The 16,741-nt window shown below is 65.9% G+C and carries 21 protein-coding genes; 12 read left to right on the top strand and 9 right to left on the bottom strand.

The window, feature by feature from the left end; all coding sequences use genetic code 11:
• Nucleotides 1–25: 25 nt before the first annotated feature.
• Both dapA and smpB read left to right on the top strand, forming a co-directional pair.
• Nucleotides 26–901, top strand: coding sequence for a 4-hydroxy-tetrahydrodipicolinate synthase (gene dapA / locus OSH07_RS06665; RefSeq protein ID WP_266337827.1), 876 nt, complete (start codon nt 26–28; stop codon nt 899–901).
• 12 nt (nt 902–913) lie between these two features.
• Nucleotides 914–1,390, top strand: a complete 477-nt coding sequence (smpB, locus tag OSH07_RS06660) for an SsrA-binding protein SmpB (protein ID WP_266337826.1) — start codon at nt 914–916, stop codon at nt 1,388–1,390.
• A gap of 189 nt (nt 1,391–1,579) precedes the next feature.
• Here the strand turns inward: smpB and OSH07_RS06655 are convergent, their stop codons facing one another.
• The 3 genes from OSH07_RS06655 to OSH07_RS06645 form a co-directional block, all read right to left on the bottom strand.
• A complete protein-coding gene (locus tag OSH07_RS06655) occupies nt 1,580–2,785 on the bottom strand; it encodes a porin (protein WP_266337825.1) in 1,206 nt (401 codons plus the stop codon).
• Between the two features lie 574 nt (nt 2,786–3,359).
• Nucleotides 3,360–4,010: a uracil-DNA glycosylase gene (locus OSH07_RS06650; protein WP_266337824.1), complete on the bottom strand. Its 651-nt coding sequence runs from the start codon at nt 4,008–4,010 to the stop codon at nt 3,360–3,362.
• Nucleotides 4,011–4,018: 8 nt separating this feature from the next.
• On the bottom strand, nt 4,019–4,621 hold the full coding sequence (locus OSH07_RS06645) for a LabA-like NYN domain-containing protein (RefSeq protein ID WP_266337823.1): 603 nt from the start codon (nt 4,619–4,621) through the stop codon (nt 4,019–4,021).
• 259 nt (nt 4,622–4,880) lie between these two features.
• Here OSH07_RS06645 and rpoZ point away from each other — a divergent pair, with 259 nt between their 5' ends.
• The 9 genes from rpoZ to era all read left to right on the top strand — a co-directional run bounded on the left by rpoZ (nt 4,881) and on the right by era (nt 12,534).
• Nucleotides 4,881–5,255 carry a DNA-directed RNA polymerase subunit omega gene (gene rpoZ / locus OSH07_RS06640; protein ID WP_266337822.1) on the top strand — a complete coding sequence of 125 codons (375 nt, stop codon included), beginning with the start codon at nt 4,881–4,883 and terminating at the stop codon, nt 5,253–5,255.
• 123 nt (nt 5,256–5,378) lie between these two features.
• Nucleotides 5,379–7,586: a RelA/SpoT family protein gene (locus tag OSH07_RS06635; protein WP_266337821.1), complete on the top strand. Its 2,208-nt coding sequence runs from the start codon at nt 5,379–5,381 to the stop codon at nt 7,584–7,586.
• Nucleotides 7,587–7,623: 37 nt separating this feature from the next.
• The gene (gene pyrE / locus OSH07_RS06630; protein ID WP_266337820.1) at nt 7,624–8,202 is read left to right on the top strand and encodes an orotate phosphoribosyltransferase; all 579 of its coding nucleotides are present in this window, start codon (nt 7,624–7,626) and stop codon (nt 8,200–8,202) included.
• Between the two features lie 30 nt (nt 8,203–8,232).
• Entirely contained in the window at nt 8,233–8,799 is a 567-nt protein-coding gene (locus tag OSH07_RS06625; protein ID WP_266337819.1) for a DUF2062 domain-containing protein, read from the top strand.
• Nucleotides 8,800–8,826: 27 nt separating this feature from the next.
• Entirely contained in the window at nt 8,827–9,591 is a 765-nt protein-coding gene (locus OSH07_RS06620) for a pyridoxine 5'-phosphate synthase (protein WP_266337818.1), read from the top strand.
• Entirely contained in the window at nt 9,588–9,992 is a 405-nt protein-coding gene (gene acpS, locus OSH07_RS06615) for a holo-ACP synthase (RefSeq protein WP_266337817.1), read from the top strand. The genes OSH07_RS06620 and acpS overlap by 4 nt, the downstream gene beginning before the upstream one ends.
• 154 nt (nt 9,993–10,146) lie before the next feature.
• Entirely contained in the window at nt 10,147–10,902 is a 756-nt protein-coding gene (gene lepB / locus OSH07_RS06610; RefSeq protein ID WP_266337816.1) for a signal peptidase I, read from the top strand.
• Nucleotides 10,903–10,922: 20 nt separating this feature from the next.
• Nucleotides 10,923–11,621, top strand: coding sequence for a ribonuclease III (gene rnc / locus OSH07_RS06605; protein WP_266338191.1), 699 nt, complete (start codon nt 10,923–10,925; stop codon nt 11,619–11,621).
• Nucleotides 11,611–12,534: a GTPase Era gene (gene era / locus OSH07_RS06600; RefSeq protein ID WP_266337815.1), complete on the top strand. Its 924-nt coding sequence runs from the start codon at nt 11,611–11,613 to the stop codon at nt 12,532–12,534. The genes rnc and era overlap by 11 nt, the downstream gene beginning before the upstream one ends.
• Here the strand turns inward: era and OSH07_RS06595 are convergent.
• The 6 genes from OSH07_RS06595 to xth form a co-directional block, all read right to left on the bottom strand.
• On the bottom strand, nt 12,531–12,797 hold the full coding sequence (locus tag OSH07_RS06595) for a TfoX/Sxy family DNA transformation protein (RefSeq protein ID WP_266337814.1): 267 nt from the start codon (nt 12,795–12,797) through the stop codon (nt 12,531–12,533). The two genes, era and OSH07_RS06595, sit on opposite strands and share 4 nt — an antisense overlap.
• Nucleotides 12,794–13,498 (bottom strand): helix-turn-helix transcriptional regulator, encoded by a 705-nt coding sequence (locus tag OSH07_RS06590; RefSeq protein ID WP_266337813.1) that lies wholly within the window; start codon nt 13,496–13,498, stop codon nt 12,794–12,796. Before OSH07_RS06590 ends, OSH07_RS06595 begins: the two co-directional genes overlap by 4 nt.
• A 4-nt stretch (nt 13,499–13,502) precedes the next feature.
• Nucleotides 13,503–13,805 (bottom strand): hypothetical protein, encoded by a 303-nt coding sequence (locus tag OSH07_RS06585; protein WP_266337812.1) that lies wholly within the window; start codon nt 13,803–13,805, stop codon nt 13,503–13,505.
• A gap of 87 nt (nt 13,806–13,892) precedes the next feature.
• Nucleotides 13,893–14,942, bottom strand: a complete 1,050-nt coding sequence (locus tag OSH07_RS06580) for a DUF2332 domain-containing protein (RefSeq protein ID WP_266337811.1) — start codon at nt 14,940–14,942, stop codon at nt 13,893–13,895.
• A gap of 10 nt (nt 14,943–14,952) precedes the next feature.
• On the bottom strand, nt 14,953–15,366 hold the full coding sequence (locus OSH07_RS06575) for a GFA family protein (RefSeq protein ID WP_266338190.1): 414 nt from the start codon (nt 15,364–15,366) through the stop codon (nt 14,953–14,955).
• Between the two features lie 5 nt (nt 15,367–15,371).
• Nucleotides 15,372–16,154 (bottom strand): exodeoxyribonuclease III, encoded by a 783-nt coding sequence (xth, locus tag OSH07_RS06570; protein WP_266337810.1) that lies wholly within the window; start codon nt 16,152–16,154, stop codon nt 15,372–15,374.
• Nucleotides 16,155–16,289: 135 nt separating this feature from the next.
• Here xth and OSH07_RS06565 point away from each other — a divergent pair, with 135 nt between their 5' ends.
• Nucleotides 16,290–16,715 carry an OsmC family protein gene (locus OSH07_RS06565; RefSeq protein ID WP_266337809.1) on the top strand — a complete coding sequence of 142 codons (426 nt, stop codon included), beginning with the start codon at nt 16,290–16,292 and terminating at the stop codon, nt 16,713–16,715.
• Nucleotides 16,716–16,741: the final 26 nt, after the last annotated feature.

Raw genomic sequence — 16,741 nt, 5'->3', positions numbered from 1 at the left:
TGACGGCAAAAGGTGGAAGCGCGCGATGTTCAAGGGTTCGATCACGGCCATGGTCACCCCCATGCGGGAGGACTCGGTCGACGAGGATGCGTTGCGTTCCTTCATCGACTGGCAGATCGCCGAAGGCACGCACGGCCTCGTTCCGGTCGGCACGACCGGCGAGAGCCCGACCCTTTCGCATGCCGAGCACAAGCGTGTCGTTGAGGTGACCATCGAGGTCGCCGCCGGGCGCGTGCCGGTGATCGCCGGCGCGGGTTCCAACAACACCGCCGAGGCGATCGACCTTGCCCGCCACGCCGAGAAGGCCGGCGCGGACGCCGTGCTCGTCGTCACGCCCTACTACAACAAGCCCAACCAGGAAGGCTTGTACCAGCACTACAAGGCGATCAATGACGCCATCGGCATTCCGATCATCATCTACAACATCCCGCCGCGCTCGATCATCGACATGTCGGTGGAGACGATGGCGCGGCTGTTCGAATTGAAGAACATCGTCGGCGTCAAGGATGCGACGGCCAAGCTCGACCGCGTCAGTCTGCAGCGCCATGCCATGGGCCCGGACTTCCTGCAGCTTTCGGGCGAGGACGGCACGGCGCTCGGCTTCATGGCGCATGGGGGCCATGGCTGCATCTCGGTCGCGTCGAATGTCGCGCCGCGCCTCTGCGCCGAATTCCAGGAAGCCTGCATGGCCGGCGACTTCGCCAAGGCGCTCGCCTACCAGGACCGCCTGATGCCGCTGCACAGCGCCATCTTCGTCGAGCCGAACCCGACCGGCGTTAAGTATGCGCTGTCGCTGCTCGGCCGCATGGAGGATCGCGTTCGCCTGCCGCTCGTCGGCATTACCGAATCGACCAAGACGATCATCCGCAGCGCGATGGCGCATGCGGGGCTGGTCAACTAAGGGACTGAATCCATGAGCAGCGGCACGGGCGATCCGCGCTACCGGCTCGCCGCCGACAACCGTCGCGCCCGTTTCGACTACGAGATCGGCCAGACCTACGAGGCCGGCATCCAGTTGACCGGCACGGAGATCAAGTCGCTGCGCGGCGGGCGCAGCACGATCGGTGAATCCTACGCGGCCGAGAAGGGCGGCGAGGTCTGGCTGTTCAACGCCTATATCCCCGAATATCTCGAGGCGAACCGGTTCAACCACGAGACCCGGCGGCCGCGAAAGCTGTTGCTGCACAAGAAGGAGATCGCACGGCTGGCGCAGGCCGTGCAGCGCGAGGGCATGACCGTCGTGCCGCTCAAGATCTACTTCAACGAGAAGGGGCGGGCGAAGGTCGAGATCGCGCTCGCGCGCGGCAAGAAGCTGCACGACAAGCGCCAGAGCGAGAAGGCACGCGACTGGACCCGCGAGAAGGGCCGCCTGATGCGCGACAAGGGCTGAAGCCCTCTTTCCCTCATCGGACTGAACATTCGAAAGCCCGGCCGCCCTGCGGTCGGGCTTTTTGTCGTCGGCCTCTTGTCCGCTGGCGCGGGAGCCGCGATGCGGCCAACAAAAAGCCCCGCCGAAGCGGGGCTTTCGTGTGTCCGGCGGAGAGACCGCCGGACACGAAATCGCCGAGGCGTCCTGGGATTACCAGTGGCGCTGCAGGAACAGGTTGGCAGTCCAGGAGTCGCCCGAATTGCTCACGCCAGCGTCCTTGACGTCGACGTCCGTGTAGAAGACGTCGGCGACCAGGTCGAGGCCCTTGACCGGGGTGTAGGCGGTGTTGAAGCCAACGCGCCATGCGTCGAGCGACACGTCGTTCAGGCTGTCGGAGCCGTCGAAGCTCGCGTAGCCGCCCGAGAGCGACGACCACAGCTGCGGGGTCCAGACGTGCTTGTACGAAGCCAGCGCGCTCCAGCTCGAGCCGGTGCCGGATGCGAAGCTGTTGTCGAAGTCGCCGATGGCGCCAGCGACCGAGGTGCCGCCGGAGATGCCGGTGAACGAGTTGGCGTTGTCGCCGTAGGCTGCCGACACGAAGAAGCGGTCGCCTGCCGAGAAGCTGTCGAGAGCGATCTCGAGACCGCCGCCGATCGCCCAGCCGTCCTGGCCCTCGAGCGTGATGTAGTCGATCGCCGAGTTCGTGTAGGCGCCGGCGACCTTCGCGCTGAAGATGCCCGAGGTATAGGTCAGGGCTGCGATGATGTCCGGGATGTTCTCGTTGCCGGCGTCGACGCCGTTGATGATGGCGTTGCCATAGGCGCCGCGATCACGCTGGTCTTCGATCGACAGGGCCAGGCCGAAGCCGTTGACGGCGTAGGTCAGCTGGATGTGGTCGGTGGTCGAATCCGAACCGAACATGCCGGTGTCGTCATAGCCGCGGCCGAAGTCGAACAGCGAGGTGAAGTAACCAGCCTTGATCGGGCCCAGCTCGAGGTAGGCGCTGTCGACGTAAGCCGAGTTGGTCGACTCGTTGACCAGGTCGGAGAACGTGCCCGTCTCGCCGCCCTTGTTGGCCGTCTTGGCGCGCATGTCGATGAAGCCGGTCAGGTTACCGTATTCGGTGACCGACGAAGCCGTCAGCTGGATCGAGACTTCGGTGTAGAAGTTGCCCCAGTTGTTGTTCGAGCTGTTCAGGCCACCGAAGTCGCCGCCGCCGAACGAGGTGCCGAACTCGACGTAACCGCCGACCTTGATGCAGGTGTCGGTGCCGGGGGAGTAGAAGAAGCCTGCGCCGAACGCGTCGCAGACCTTCACGTAGTCGACCGGCTCGGCGATCGTCAGATCGGCAGCCTGGGCGCCGCCGGCGAGCACGATTGCTGCGGCCGAGCCGAGCAGAAGGGACTTAAAGTTCATAACCTGACCTCTAGTTGTCAGGGGATCGGAAGGCGCCAGCCTGCCCTCGGTCCACACTGTCGCCAGCGCGCCGAACGGGCGTTTCCGGGCCTCGTTCCCCCAGCCAATGAGCTGTCCGCGACCCCCCATGGGAAACGGACAGGACTTTCTCCAAATCACTCGTCGAAAGTGAGTTGAACTTACCGATGCAGATGATTCACGTAACTCAAAAACAGCCAGATCTCCGATATGGAGTCATGATTGTAAGCTTGAGTTGCTAATTTGCGACAAGGGGCGTTTGGGGAGGTTGGAAAGCCGCGGAGGCCCGTGCGGAACCCGGCTTCGGCCGGGGTGTGAATAAGAGCCGGCTTGCGAATGATCGGACACGCAAGGGTGGTGAGGTGCCGCTTCGGACAAGCTTCGGCGGGCGCCAACGCCTGATTGCGTCGCCAGGCACGCCGGCGATGGGGCGAGCCGAAACGTCAGAAAGCTTGGATTTCCGACAGGGAAGGGGCGCGCATCTGCAGGTCAGGCCCGTGCCGTCCGTTGCCGGGAGGGCGCGATCTATGGGGCGGAGGACTAAGCTTCGGTTGCGTCAGCGCGCGTCGGAATCGAGGAATTCGCGTACGTCGGAGAAGACGTCCCGGAACATCTCCGGCGTGAGGACGCCGGTGTTCGTGTTGTAGCGCGAGCAGTGGTAGCTGTCGAAAATACTAAGTGCGCCGATGTTATGCCGCGCGCGATGCCCAAATTTATGGCGCGACATGCGTTCGCCGAGGGCAACGACGACGCTGTCATGCGCGATCTTGCCGAGGGCGATGACGGCGCGCAGCCGGGGCATCGCCGCCACCGTCGCGGTCAGGAAGGGGCGGCAGGCGCCGATCTCGCCCGTGGTCGGCTTGTTCTCCGGCGGCACGCAGCGGACGGCGTTGGTGATCGCCGTGTCGATCGGTGTCAGGCTGTCGTCCGGCCGCGCCTCGAAGACGCCGCGCGCGAAGCCGAAGTCGAGCATGGTCTGGTAGAGCAGGTCGCCGGCATAGTCGCCGGTGAAGGGCCGGCCGGTCCGGTTGGCGCCGCGAAGCCCCGGCGCCAGGCCTACGATCAGCAGCCGGCCGTCGTCGACGCCGAAGGAGGGGACGGGCGCGTTGTTCCAGCCCGGCTCCTTCGATCGCCATTCCTCGCGGAAGGCGACGAGGCGCGGGCACAGCGGGCAATCGCGCCCGGGATCGGCTGCGGAGAGCGGCACGGTCCGGCTCAGATCTCGTCCTCGAAGCCGTCGTCGAAGCCGCCGCTGACCTGCTGGCGCTCGACGCTGCGATGGGCGCGCTCGGCCGGGTCGCGGCCGATGCGGTTCTGCAGGGTGACGAGGTCGATGAAATGGTCCGCCTGCCGGCGCAGTTCGTCGGCGATCATCGGCGGTTGGGTGGCCAGCGTCGAAACGACCGAAACCTTGCGGCCCTTGCGCTGCACCGCCTCGACCAGCGAGCGGAAATCGCCGTCGCCGGAGAACAGCACGACATGGTCGACATATTCGGCCACTTCCATGACATGGACGGCCAGTTCGATATCCATGTTGCCCTTGACCTTGCGGCGGCCGGCGGCGTCGAAGAACTCCTTCGTCGGCTTGGTGACGACCGTGTAGCCGTTGTAGTCGAGCCAGTCGATCAGCGGCCGGATCGACGAATATTCCTGGTCCTCCGACAGCGCCGTATAATAATAGGCGCGCATCAGGTAGCCCTTGCTCTGGAATTCGCCGAGCAGCTTCTTGTAATCGATGTCGAAGGCGAGGGACTTGGCGGTGGCGTAGAGATTTGCGCCATCGATGAACAGGGCGATCTTTTCGCGAGCGTCAAACATTTTAAAATATCCGGTCGGTGAAAATGAAATGCGGAATGCTAGGGCCCAAACGGGCCGACTCGAAGGAGGCAATTCCGCATCAATATATCGTCGTCGCCGGGTGCGTAAACAATTCGGCGTGTGCGGTTGCGGACGCCTGTTGACGGCATCCCGGGCGTGCGCTTGGGGCGGGCCGGCTGCATATTCTCTTGCATTCCATCGGCCGCGCTCTTATTCATGCGCGCTTGAACCCCAGCCTTTCCCGAACAGGAGACCTGACATGGCGCGCGTCACCGTGGAAGATTGCGTCGACAAGGTCGAGAACCGCTTTGAACTGGTGCTCCTTGCCGGCCATCGCGCTCGCATGATCGCCAGCGGCTCGCCGCTGACGGTTGCCCGCGACAACGACAAGAACCCCGTCGTTGCGCTGCGCGAGATCGCCGACGAGACCGTTCACCCCGACGATCTCAAGGAAGACCTGATCCATTCCTTGCAGAAGTATGTCGAGGTCGACGAGCCCGAGCAGGACCTGCAGCTTCTCGCCGAGGATTCGGCCGAGGAGGACAACGGCGTCGCCTTCGACCGCATGTCGGAAGAAGACCTGCTGCGCGGCCTCGAGAACATGGTCCCGCCCGACAAGCAGGACGATTTCTAAGAGCCGACGCTCCGGATCCGGCCAAAGCGCTTGTCGCTTGGCCGCGTTCGCTATCCTATATGAACGGATAGTCTTCTGGCCGGGTTCTGCCCGGCCTATTCGCGCGCCTTCGGAAATAGCGCCATGATGCGCCAGTATGAACTCCTCGAGCGAGTCCAGCGGTACAATCCGCAGGCCGACGAGGGGCTGTTGAACAAGGCCTATGTGTACGCCATGCAGAAGCATGGCTCGCAGCGGCGCGCCAATGGCGACCCTTACTTCTCGCATCCGCTCGAAGTCGCCGGCATCCTCACCGACCTGAAGCTCGACGACGCCACCATCGCGGTCGCGCTGCTGCATGACACCATCGAGGACACGGACGCGACGCGCTCCGAGATCGACGGAATGTTCGGCGAGGATATCGGCCGGCTGGTCGAGGGCCTCACCAAGATCAAGCGCCTCGACCTGGTGACCAAGAAGGCGGCGCAGGCGGAGAATTTCCGCAAGCTGCTGCTCGCCATCTCCGAGGATGTGCGCGTCCTCCTGGTGAAGCTCGCGGACCGGCTTCACAACATGCGCACGCTCCACTTCATGCCGGAGGAGAAGCGCGGCCGGATCGCCGAGGAGACGCTGGAGATCTATGCGCCGCTGGCCGGCCGCATGGGCATGCACGACATGCGCGAGGAGCTCGAGGAGCTCGCCTTCGCCGTCGTCAACCCGGAGGCGCATCTCGCCGTCACCAGTCGCCTCGCCGAAGTGCGCTCGCGCAGCGAGAGCCTGATCGAGGCGATCGAGAAGGACCTGCGCGACAAGCTCGAGAAGCACGGCATGAAGGCGAAGGTCTTCGGCCGCACCAAGCGCCCCTATTCGATCTTCCGCAAGATGGAGCGGAAGGCGATCTCGTTCGAGCAGCTTTCCGACATCATCGGCTTCCGCGTCATCCTCGACACGACGGCGGAGTGCTATGCGGCGCTCGGCATCGTCCACACCACCTGGCCGACCGTGCCGGGCCGGTTCAAGGACTATATCTCGACGCCGAAGCAGAACGACTATCGCTCGATCCACACCACCGTGGTTGGCCCCGGCCGCCAGCGCGTCGAGCTGCAGATCCGCACGCGCGAGATGGACGACGTCGCCGAATACGGCATCGCCGCCCATGCCCTCTACAAGGACAAGGGCAACGGCAACCTCTCCGACGAGAGCCGCGCCTATACCTGGCTGCGCCGCACCGTCGAGATGCTGGCCGAGGGCGACACGCCGGAAGAGTTCCTGGAGAACACCAAGCTGGAGCTCTTCCACGATCAGGTGTTCTGCTTCACGCCGAAGGGCCGCCTGATCGCGCTGCCGCGTGGCGCGACGCCGATCGACTTCGCCTATGCGGTGCACACCGACATCGGCGATACCTGCGTCGGCTGCAAGATCAATGGCCGCATGATGCCGCTGACGACCGAGCTGCACAATGGCGACGAGGTCGAGATCATCTGCTCCAAGGCGCAGGTGCCGCCGCCGACCTGGGAATCGATCGCCATCACCGGCAAGGCGCGCGCCTCGATCCGCCGCGCCGCCCGCACGGCGATCCGCAAGCAATATGCCGGCCTCGGCCGCAAGATCGTCGAGCGCGCCTTCGAGCGCGCCGGCCGCGACTTCTCCGAGGACCGGCTGAAGGCGGCGCTGCCGCGCCTCGCGCAGCAGAACATCGAGGACATGCTCGCTTCTGTCGGGCGCGGCGAGATCCCGTCCGTCAACGTCCTGAAGGCTGTCTATCCCGACCACAAGGAAGAGCGCGCGGCCGTGCCGAAGGGCGGCAACGGCACCGGCGGCGAGCCGGGCTGGTTCGGCCTCAAGAAGGGCTCGGGAATGATGTTCCGCGTCCCGACGGGCGAGACGCAGGCGGAGCTGCCGGCGATCCCGATCCGCGGCCTGCATGGCGATATGCCGGTCCGCTTCGCGCCCGATGCCGGAGCTGTGCCGGGCGACCGTATCGTCGGCATCATGACGCCGGGCGAGGGGATCACCATCTATCCAATCCAGTCGCCGGCGCTGAAGGAGTTCGACGACGAGCCGGACCGCTGGCTCGACGTGCGCTGGGACATCGACGCCGCCCATCGCGAGCGCTTCCCGGCCCGCATCGAGGTGACGGCGATCAACGAGCCCGGCACGTTGGCGCAGATCGCCCAGATCATCGCCGACAATGACGGTAACATCTCGAATCTGCGGATCGTGAAGAGCGCGCCGGACTTCTCGGAACTGGTCATCGACCTCGAAGTGTGGGATCTGAAGCACCTCAATCGCCTTTTGAGCGACCTCCGCGAACGCCACGTCGTGAGCGCGGCGAGCCGCGTCAACGCCTGACGGCCGCCGCCACGACAAGACCTGGACTGGACATAGAATGAACCAAGCCGAAATCCTCGATGTCTTCCGCGAATCCGGCGCATTGCTCGAGGGGCATTTCATTCTGAGCTCCGGGCTGCGCAGCCCGATCTTCCTGCAGAAGGCCCGCGTCTTCATGTATCCGGACCGGACCGAGCGCTTGTGCAAGGCGCTGGCGGCGAAGATCCGCGAGGCCGGCATCGAGTTCGATCTCGTCGTGTCGCCGGCCCTCGGCGGTCTCATCCCGGGTTACGAGACGGCGCGCCATCTGGGCGTGCCGGCGATGTGGGTCGAGCGCGAGCAGGGCGAGTTCCGCCTGCGCCGCTTCGAGCTGCCGGCGAACGCGAAGATCCTGGTCGTCGAGGACATCGTCAGCACCGGCCTGTCGATCCGCGAGACCATCACCGCCATCCGCGCGATTGGTGGCGATGTCGTCGCCGCCGCCTGCCTGATCGACCGCTCCGACGGCGAGGCCGAGGTCGGCGTGCCGCTGATCTCGCTGACCCGCTACAAGGTTCCGGCCTATCCGGCCGATCAGTTGCCGCCGGAACTCGCCGCCATCCCGCCCGTCAAGCCGGGCAGCCGCAGTCTCGCCTGAGTCTCCCCCCGAGGCGTCTAAGCCTAGATCATGCTCTTTCGTCGTCGCCGTCCGCTCAAGTTTCACCAGAAGCTGAACCACTTCATGTGGCCGAAGGGCGGCTGGAAGCGCGCGATCCGCTATTACGTCAAGCGCCTGCTGCGCCTCTCGGGCTCGCCGCATTCGATCGCGGCGGGCTTCGCCGCCGGCGTGGCGCTGGCGATGACGCCTTTCATCGGCTTCCACTATCTGCTCTGCTTCGCCGTCGCCTTCCTCGTTCGCGGCAATGTGCTTGCGGCCGTGCTCGGCACGACGATCGGCAATCCGCTGACCTTTCCCCTGATCTGGGTCGGCACCTACGAGACCGGCAGCCTGGTCCTCGGCTGGTTCGGGCAGTCGCCGGAGCGGCTCGGCTTCCACGACCTCCGCCACAAGCTGCTGACCGAATCATGGCGCGAAATCTGGCCGATCATGGAGCCGATGCTGGTCGGCGCCGTGCCGCTCGCCCTGGTGCTGGGCGGAATCTCCTATGTTCTCGTCTATTTCGCCGCGCAGGGCTTCCAGTCATCGCGCCGGCATCGCTTCGCCGTGCGTCGCCAGGCGCTGCATGGTAAGTAGCGATCATCGTCGAGAGGGGAATCTGCCGTGACCGTCCGCAATGAACTGCGCCTTGGAATCAACGTCGATCACGTCGCGACCATCCGCAATACGCGGGGCGGCGTGCATCCCGATCCGGTGCGGGCGGCGAAGGTAGCGGTATCGGCCGGCGCCGACGGCATCACGGCGCATCTGCGTGAAGATCGCCGCCACATCATCGACAGCGACATCGAGCGGTTGCGGGCCGAGATCGCCCTGCCTTTGAACTTCGAGATGGCGGCGACGCGCGAAATGGTCGAGATCGCCCTGCGCCAGCGCCCGCATGCGGTCTGCATCGTGCCGGAGCGGCGCGAGGAGCGGACGACTGAGGGGGGGCTCGACGCCGCCGGCCAACTGGCGCATCTGCAGCCGATGGTGCTCGAACTCGGCGCCGCCGGCATCCGCGTATCGCTGTTCATCGCCGCCGACCGTCGCCAGATCGACGCCGCCGTCGCCCTCGGCGCGCCGGTGGTGGAACTGCACACCGGCACCTATTGCGAGGCCATCGACGAGAGCCCCGAGGCGTTCGAGCGCGAGCGCGCCCGGATCGAGGACGCCGCGCATTACGGCGCCGGTCTTGGCCTCGAGATCCATGCCGGCCACGGCCTCACCTACGACACGGTCAAGCCGATCGCCGCGATCCCGGTGATCCGTGAGCTCAATATCGGCCATTTCCTGATCGGCGAGGCGGTGTTCGTCGGCCTCGACGAATCCATCCGCACCATGCGCGCGCTGATGGACGAGGCCCGCAACGCCGTGGATGCCCGCTCGTGATCATCGGCCTCGGCAGCGACCTGATCGATATCCGCCGCGTCGAGAAGACGCTGGAGCGCTTCGGCGCGCGCTTCACCGAGCGCGTCTTCACCGAGATCGAGCAGAAGAAGTCCGACCGGCGCGCCCAGCGCGCCGCCTCCTATGCCAAGCGCTTCGCCGCCAAGGAGGCCTGCGCCAAGGCGCTCGGAACCGGGCTCAACCATGGCGTCTTCTGGCGCGACATGGGAGTCGTCAACCTGCCGAGCGGCAAGCCTACCATGGCGCTGACGGGCGGGGCGGCGGCGCAGCTGGCGCGCATGCTGCCGGAAAACCACCATGCCGCGATCCACCTGACGATCACCGACGACTACCCGCTCGCGCAGGCGTTCGTGATCATCGAGGCGCTGCCGAACCCGGTATGATCGGCGCGGCGGCGGCGCCGTCCGGATGATGCCCGGTGATGCCCCGGCAAATTCCATCTCGGGCGGGTGCACTCGTTGCGCAGATGCCACCGACTCTGTATGAACCAACCTCCGCTGGAAGGCGAGTTGCAATCGGGATCGATCGGAAGGACGCATGAGCGTGGCGGGCGAAAAGTACAAGGCCGAGCGCGGCGGCACGGGCGAGACTGTCAAGATCGTCGTCAATGCGCTCATCCTGGCGCTGATCGTTCGAACCTTCCTGTTCCAGCCCTTCAATATTCCTTCGGGATCGATGAAGCCGACCTTGCTGGTCGGCGACTATCTGTTCGTCTCGAAATATGCCTATGGCTACAGCAAGTACTCGATCCCCTTCGCGCCGGACCTGTTCTCGGGCCGAATCTGGGCTACGCCGCCGGAGCGCGGCGACGTCGCCGTGTTCAAGCTGCCGCGCGATCCCTCGGTCGATTACATCAAGCGCGTGATCGGCCTGCCGGGCGACAAGGTGCAGATGATCAACGGCGTCCTCTACCTGAACGGGACTGCCGTGCCGAAGGAGCGGATCGAGGATTACGTAACGACCGACGAGTTCGGAACCGAGACGCATGTGCCGCGTTACAGGGAAACGCTTCCGAACGGCGTGAGCTACACCGTGCTCGATCTCGATCCGCGCAGTTTTTCCGACGACACCCCTGTTTATGAAGTGCCGCCCGACCACTATTTCATGATGGGCGACAACCGGGACAATTCGACGGACAGCCGCGTTCTCGGAGCGGTCGGCTATGTGCCGTTCGAGAATTTCGTCGGCCGTGCCGGCATGGTCTTCTTCTCCGTCGACGAGGGGGCGAAGGCCTGGCAGTTCTGGGAATGGCCCTGGACCGTTCGTTTCGACCGCATTTTCAAGGTGATCTGAGCTTGGCTTCCGAAGAACCGCTGCAGCGTCTCGAAGAAAGGATCGGTCACCGGTTCGTCGATCGCGGCCATCTGGTTCGGGCCCTGACCCATGCCAGCGCCGTGGCAGAGAGCCATCTGGCGCATGGCGAGAGCTATCAGCGACTTGAATTCCTCGGCGACCGGGTGCTGGCGCTGGCGATCGCCGACATGCTGCTCTCCGCCTTCCCCGACGCCGACGAGGGCGAGCTGGCGCGCCGGCTGACCGGCCTTGTCCGCAACGAGAGCTGTGCCGAGGTGGCGCTCGATATCGATCTTGGCCACTGGATCCGTCTCGGGGGCGGCGAGGTTCAGTCGGGCGGTCGCCGCAAGGCGGCGATCCTCGGCGATGTGTGCGAGGCGGTGATCGGTGCTATCTTCGTCGATGGCGGCCTGCCGGCGGCGCGCGCCTTCATCGAGACGCACTGGCGCAAGCGCATGCTGAACTGGACCGGGCCGCTGCGGGACGCCAAGACGACCCTGCAGGAATGGGTCCAGGGACGCGGCCTCGCCGCCCCGAAATATGCAATCGCAGAGCGGAGCGGGCCTGACCACGCGCCGCATTTTACCGTTGAAGTGAAGATCGAGGGCATGCCGACCGTCCTCGGTTCGGGCCGTTCGCGGCGCGAGGCGGAGCAGAAGGCGGCGACCGCCGTGCTGCTGGCCCAAGGCGTATGGAGAGAAGAAACGCATGCCGTCTGACCTGGTGAATTCCGAGGAGACCGCGACCCGCTGCGGCTTTGTCGCCCTGATCGGCGCGCCGAACGCCGGCAAGTCGACGCTCCTCAACCAGCTGGTGGGCACCAAGATTTCGATCGTCACGCACAAGGTGCAGACGACGCGCGCCATCATGCGCGGCATCGCGCTGGAAGGCGCCTCGCAGATCATCTTCGTCGACACGCCCGGCATCTTCCAGCCGAAGCGTCGGCTGGATCGCGCGATGGTGGAGACCGCCTGGGGTGGCGCCAAGGACGCTGATCTCGTTTGCGTGCTGGTCGACGCCGAGCGCTTCCAGAAGAGCGAGACGGCCCAGATCCTCGACAAGGTGGCCGCCGTCGGCCAGCCGAAGATCCTCGTCATCAACAAGATCGATACCGTGCCGCACACGGCGCTGCTGGAGATGGCCGCCAAGGCCAACCAGACGGTGAAGTTCGAGCAGACCTTCATGATCTCGGCGCTGAAGGGGCATGGCTGCACCGACCTGATGGCTTATCTGGCCCAGCGCGTGCCGGAGGGCCCATGGCTCTATCCGGAGGATCAGATCTCCGACCTGCCGATGCGCAACCTCGCCGCCGAGATCACGCGCGAAAAGATGTTCCTGCGCCTGCATGACGAGCTGCCCTACCAGTCGACCGTCGAGACGGAACTCTGGAAGGACCTGCCGGACGGCACGACCCGCATCGAGCAGACGATCTATGTCGAGCGCGAAGGCCAGAAGAAGATCGTGATCGGCCACCGCGGCGAGACGATCAAGGCGATCTCGATGGCGGCGCGCACGGAGATCCAGGAGATGGCCGAGCGGCCGGTCCACCTGTTCCTGTTCGTCAAGGTGCGCGAGAACTGGGGCGACGACCCCGAGCGCTACCGCGAGATGGGAATCGAGTTCCCGCGCTAGGGATTGCCGGAATCGAGTTGGGCGCGGAGGCGAGACTTGCTCTCCGCGTCGACAGCTCGCATCGGAATGTCCTCGATGACGGCGTACAGGCACCAGAGTGCATTGAGGCTGACCCTGTCCGGGTCGCGATGCTTCAGGCGCCAATAGGCCTCGACGGCGCCGATGCGGCGAAGATCGCTTTCGAACCGGATATCGACCGCTTCCAGCCAGCCGGCCGTCGTCGGGCCGATCCCCGGAACCAGCCGGATTGGGCGGTCGCTCATGACGGTTTTCCTTGATGGCTGCGCTCTTCGCGCAGCTGCTTCAGGTAGTCCGCCAGCGTCCGGCCCGGCTCCGGCCGGAAGATGGCGTCGAGCATCTTCGCCTCCATGACGCGGTCGAGGCGGAACATGCGGAAATCCTCGCGCAGTTCGCACCAGGCCGTCGCCGTCCAGGCATGGCCCCAGGCCTCGATCGCCAGCGGCCGGATCGTGCGCTCGGTCAGCGCCTCGCTGGCGCTGCGATAGTTGAGCTGCATCTTGCGCTTCTGGCGGATCGCCTTGCGGAACAGGGCTAGCTGCGCGTTGGCCGCGCCGATCAGGGCAGGGGAATTCACCTGCACCGCATCGCGCCAGATCTCGCCGCGGCGGGATTCCGGCAGCACGGCGTCGATCTTGACCAGCGCCTCACGCACGGCGGCCGCGAGCTCCGGATCGGCCCAGGCCTCGACGAAACGGGCGCCTAGCGCCAGTCCTTCCAGTTCTGCCTGGGAGAAGGCGAGGGGCGGCAGCAGCAGCGTGCCGCGCAACACATAGCCGACGCCGCGCTCGCCCTCGATGGGCACGCCCGTCGCCACCAGCGCGTCGATGTCGCGATAGACGGTGCGGACGGAGACCTCGAGCGTGTCGGCGATCTCCTGCGCCGTGCGGAGGCGGGCGCCGCGCAGCACCTGGACGATCTCGAACAGGCGGTCGGCGCGCCGCATCCGGTCAGCCGGAATAGGCGACGGGATAATAGCCGCTCTGGAAGGATGGCCGGTCGATCAGGGCGGAGAAGGCGGCGGCGTCGGGATGGCCGGCCAGCCGCTCGCCGGCGGCGCGGGCGGATTCGCGATCCAGCCAGTGGACGATCTCCGTCCAGCTGCCATCCTCTGCCTGCGCGATGCTGCGGGCGAGAAAGCCGCGTTGCCGGCGCAGGACGCTCATGGCGTCGTCCGCGGCGCGGACAAACTGGCTCTCCTCGATGCCCGGCACCAGCGAATAGGAGCTGATCTCGAGAATGTTGCGATTCATGGCGATACCCTCGCGGGACAGTGTCGATACTGTCAGCATAAGGATACCCAACTGACAGCGTTGTGTCAGTTGCCTCCACCGATCGCGCTATCGTGCCTGCCACTCGACGAAGCGGCCGTGAAAGTCGGCGCGGGCGATTTCGCGGTCGGCTCCGTTGGGCCAGGACTTCAGGCGAACGGCAGCGGTTTCCTTGCCATCCGCTTCCATACGCAGCCAGGCGACGGGGGATTCCAGCGTTGCTGACTGGCCGGCCGAGTCGATCGATGCCGTGATGGCGGCGCGCGTCGCCTCCGGCAGATACTGCCAGACGATGGTGTGAACGAGCACGCGCACGCCACCGGCAGCCGGTGGTGCGGAGAAGCGGTTTGCGACCCAGGCGGCGGCGTCCGCCTTCTCGACACGCCATGGCGCGGCGGCGGCCATATCCAGCGCGGCGCCGGCGCGGGAGAGACGCTCCGCCTGATCGGCCCAGATATAGGCGAGCAGGCGCTCGCGATCCGGCGTCGCGGCCGGATCGAGCGGGTTCAGGTCACAGCCGGCGCGGCTGCGGATCGCAAACGGCGTCGAGGTGTCCGGCAGGTCGCCACGCCATCCCGAGCGGACGAGCACGGGCGATTCGGCGTGGCCCCAGCGGTCGGTGCCGAAATCGTAGCGATAGCGGTCGAGGCCGAGATTGAGGCCCATGCTGGCGCCGATCTCGTGCCAGTCCAGCGGCAGGCCGAACTCGCGGGCGAGGAGCAGGGCGCTGCCGAGCAGGACCGAGGCGCGCGCGACCTCGTTGGTCTGCGGCGGGCTGTCGAGCCAGTCGTGCAGGAAGTCGTCTTCGGCGGCGATGGCGTCGCAGATGGCCACGCGCAGCGTCGCGAGGTTCGGCGGGGCCGGCGGATAGGCAGCGGCGAGCCCGGCCGACCTGCCGGCCCGCTTCAGGGCATGGAAGCCGCCGGCTGCCCGGAGCGCCAACGCATCGGCGAAGGGATCGCCCGGCCAATCGAGAATGCGACGACCGAACCGGCTGTTTTCGTCGAGATCTTCCGCGAGGATCTCGCAGACCTCGGCCGTGAAGGGCGAGCCGAGCTTGCGGCAGGCGCCGGCCTGGGATCGAAACGCTTTCAGCACTTCGCCGCCGTCGCCTGCCATGAGCGCTTTCCTATTCGTCGGGTTCGCCGAGATGCGAGGGAAGCTCGGCGTCGAAGCCCTTGCTGGCGTCGCGCCGGCTGCCGACCCAGATATTGTGCCCGACCCGGAAACGGTCGGGTTCGTCCAGCGAGGCGAGCGTGACGTCGACCTTCAGCGGGTCGTCCGTCGACGTCATCATCAGCGGCGTGCCGCAATCGGCGCAGAAGTGGCGACGTCCGGTGGCGGATGATTCGTTGATCGCCGGGCTGCCCGCCGTCAGCTGGAAGGCGGAAGCGTCGAAGGTCGCCCAGGTGAGGAACAGCGCCCCGCCTGCCAGCTGGCACATGCGGCAATGGCAGTGGCAGACGATGCGAGGCGGCCGGTCGATCGTGTAATGGATGCGACCGCACAGGCAACCGCCCGTGATCGGCGCCGCGCTCATCACCTGGCTCAAATGCGAAGCTCCACATGGACGGGGACATGGTCGGACGGCTTGTCCCAGCCGCGGACATGCTTGTCGATGCCGACCGAGACGAGGCGATCGGCGGCCTGCGGCGACAGCAGCAGATGGTCGATGCGGATGCCGTTGTTCTTCTGGAAGGCGCCGGCCTGGTAGTCCCAGAAGGTGTAGAGGCCGTCCTCGTCCGTGGTGGCGCGCAGCGCGTCGGTCAGGCCGAGAGTCTCGATGGCGCGGAACGCCTTGCGCGTTTCCGGCTGGTAGAGCGCGTCATTGAGCCAGAGCGAGGGATCCTTGGCGTCGCGCGGCTCGGCGATGACGTTGTAGTCGCCGGCGAGCACCAGCGGCTCCTCATAGGTCAGCCGCTCGGCCGCCCAGACGCGCAGGCGCTCCATCCAGGCGAGCTTGTAGGGGAATTTCGGGGTGTCGATCGGGTTGCCGTTCGGCAGGTACAGCGAGACGACGCGGAGCGCGCCGCTCTCGACCGAGAAGACGCCCTCGATGAAGCGGGCATGTTCGTCGGCGTCGTCGCCGGGCAGGCCGCGATTGACCTCGTCGAAGGGCAGCTTCGACAGCAGCGCGACGCCGTTGAAACCCTTCTGGCCGTGGGTCGCGACGTTGTAGCCGAGATCCTCGAAGGCCGAGGTCGGGAAGCCCTCATCGACCGATTTGATCTCCTGCAGGCAGGCGATATCGGGCGACGCCTCCTTGATCCAGGCGAGGGCGGTGTCGATTCGGGCTTTGACGCCGTTGATATTCCAGGTCGCGATCTTCATGCGGGCAGACTAGCCGATCCATCGGGAGATGCCACCGGGCCGTGCGCCTCGCCGCGCATCTTGCACACCTGCGGACGTTGCCTAACTCTAAGGGCTCCGGCAAGCGCCGGAGAGGAACGCGCAAAGGAGGCTTGAATGCCGGTCAGGACATCGGACGCGAAGTGGCAGGGTGATCTCAAGAGCGGCAAGGGCACCGTTCACCTGGGCAGCGGCGCCTGGGAAGGGCAGTACAATTTCTCGTCGCGTTTCGAGGAAGGCAAGGGCACGAACCCTGAGGAACTGATCGCGGCGGCGCATGCGGCCTGCTTCTCGATGGCGCTTTCCGCCGGGCTTTCCGGGGCCGGCTTCACCGTCGATTCGATCGCTACCTCGGCCAAGGTGAAGGTCGAGCCGGTCGCGGGTGGATTCGAGATCACCAAGATCGACCTTGTCACCGAGGCCAAGGTGCCGGGGATCGACAAGGAGGCCTTCGAAAAGATCGCCGCGGCGACCAAGGAAGGCTGCCCGGTCTCCAAGGCGCTGAAGGCCGTGCCGATCTCGCTCGACGCCAAGCTGGTCTGATTCCGGTTTCGGGGCTCGTGTCGTTC

The organism is Kaistia nematophila (genome assembly GCF_026343855.1).
Lineage (GTDB): Bacteria > Pseudomonadota > Alphaproteobacteria > Rhizobiales > Kaistiaceae > Kaistia > Kaistia nematophila.
The sequence above is the reverse complement of the archived record's forward strand: the minus strand, read 5'-3'. Positions and strand labels throughout refer to the sequence as shown.

What these genes read in the sequence shown, in the direction of transcription:
- dapA (WP_266337827.1), top strand. Translation starts at nt 26, where the DNA reads ATGTTCAAGGGTTCGATCACGGCCATGGTCACCCCCATGCGGGAGGAC.
- smpB (WP_266337826.1), top strand. Translation starts at nt 914, where the DNA reads ATGAGCAGCGGCACGGGCGATCCGCGCTACCGGCTCGCCGCCGACAAC.
- OSH07_RS06655 (WP_266337825.1), bottom strand. Translation starts at nt 2,785, where the DNA reads ATGAACTTTAAGTCCCTTCTGCTCGGCTCGGCCGCAGCAATCGTGCTC.
- OSH07_RS06645 (WP_266337823.1), bottom strand. Translation starts at nt 4,621, where the DNA reads ATGTTTGACGCTCGCGAAAAGATCGCCCTGTTCATCGATGGCGCAAAT.
- rpoZ (WP_266337822.1), top strand. Translation starts at nt 4,881, where the DNA reads ATGGCGCGCGTCACCGTGGAAGATTGCGTCGACAAGGTCGAGAACCGC.
- OSH07_RS06635 (WP_266337821.1), top strand. Translation starts at nt 5,379, where the DNA reads ATGATGCGCCAGTATGAACTCCTCGAGCGAGTCCAGCGGTACAATCCG.
- pyrE (WP_266337820.1), top strand. Translation starts at nt 7,624, where the DNA reads ATGAACCAAGCCGAAATCCTCGATGTCTTCCGCGAATCCGGCGCATTG.
- OSH07_RS06625 (WP_266337819.1), top strand. Translation starts at nt 8,233, where the DNA reads ATGCTCTTTCGTCGTCGCCGTCCGCTCAAGTTTCACCAGAAGCTGAAC.
- lepB (WP_266337816.1), top strand. Translation starts at nt 10,147, where the DNA reads ATGAGCGTGGCGGGCGAAAAGTACAAGGCCGAGCGCGGCGGCACGGGC.
- era (WP_266337815.1), top strand. Translation starts at nt 11,611, where the DNA reads ATGCCGTCTGACCTGGTGAATTCCGAGGAGACCGCGACCCGCTGCGGC.
- OSH07_RS06595 (WP_266337814.1), bottom strand. Translation starts at nt 12,797, where the DNA reads ATGAGCGACCGCCCAATCCGGCTGGTTCCGGGGATCGGCCCGACGACG.
- OSH07_RS06590 (WP_266337813.1), bottom strand. Translation starts at nt 13,498, where the DNA reads ATGCGGCGCGCCGACCGCCTGTTCGAGATCGTCCAGGTGCTGCGCGGC.
- OSH07_RS06585 (WP_266337812.1), bottom strand. Translation starts at nt 13,805, where the DNA reads ATGAATCGCAACATTCTCGAGATCAGCTCCTATTCGCTGGTGCCGGGC.
- OSH07_RS06580 (WP_266337811.1), bottom strand. Translation starts at nt 14,942, where the DNA reads ATGGCAGGCGACGGCGGCGAAGTGCTGAAAGCGTTTCGATCCCAGGCC.
- xth (WP_266337810.1), bottom strand. Translation starts at nt 16,154, where the DNA reads ATGAAGATCGCGACCTGGAATATCAACGGCGTCAAAGCCCGAATCGAC.
- OSH07_RS06565 (WP_266337809.1), top strand. Translation starts at nt 16,290, where the DNA reads ATGCCGGTCAGGACATCGGACGCGAAGTGGCAGGGTGATCTCAAGAGC.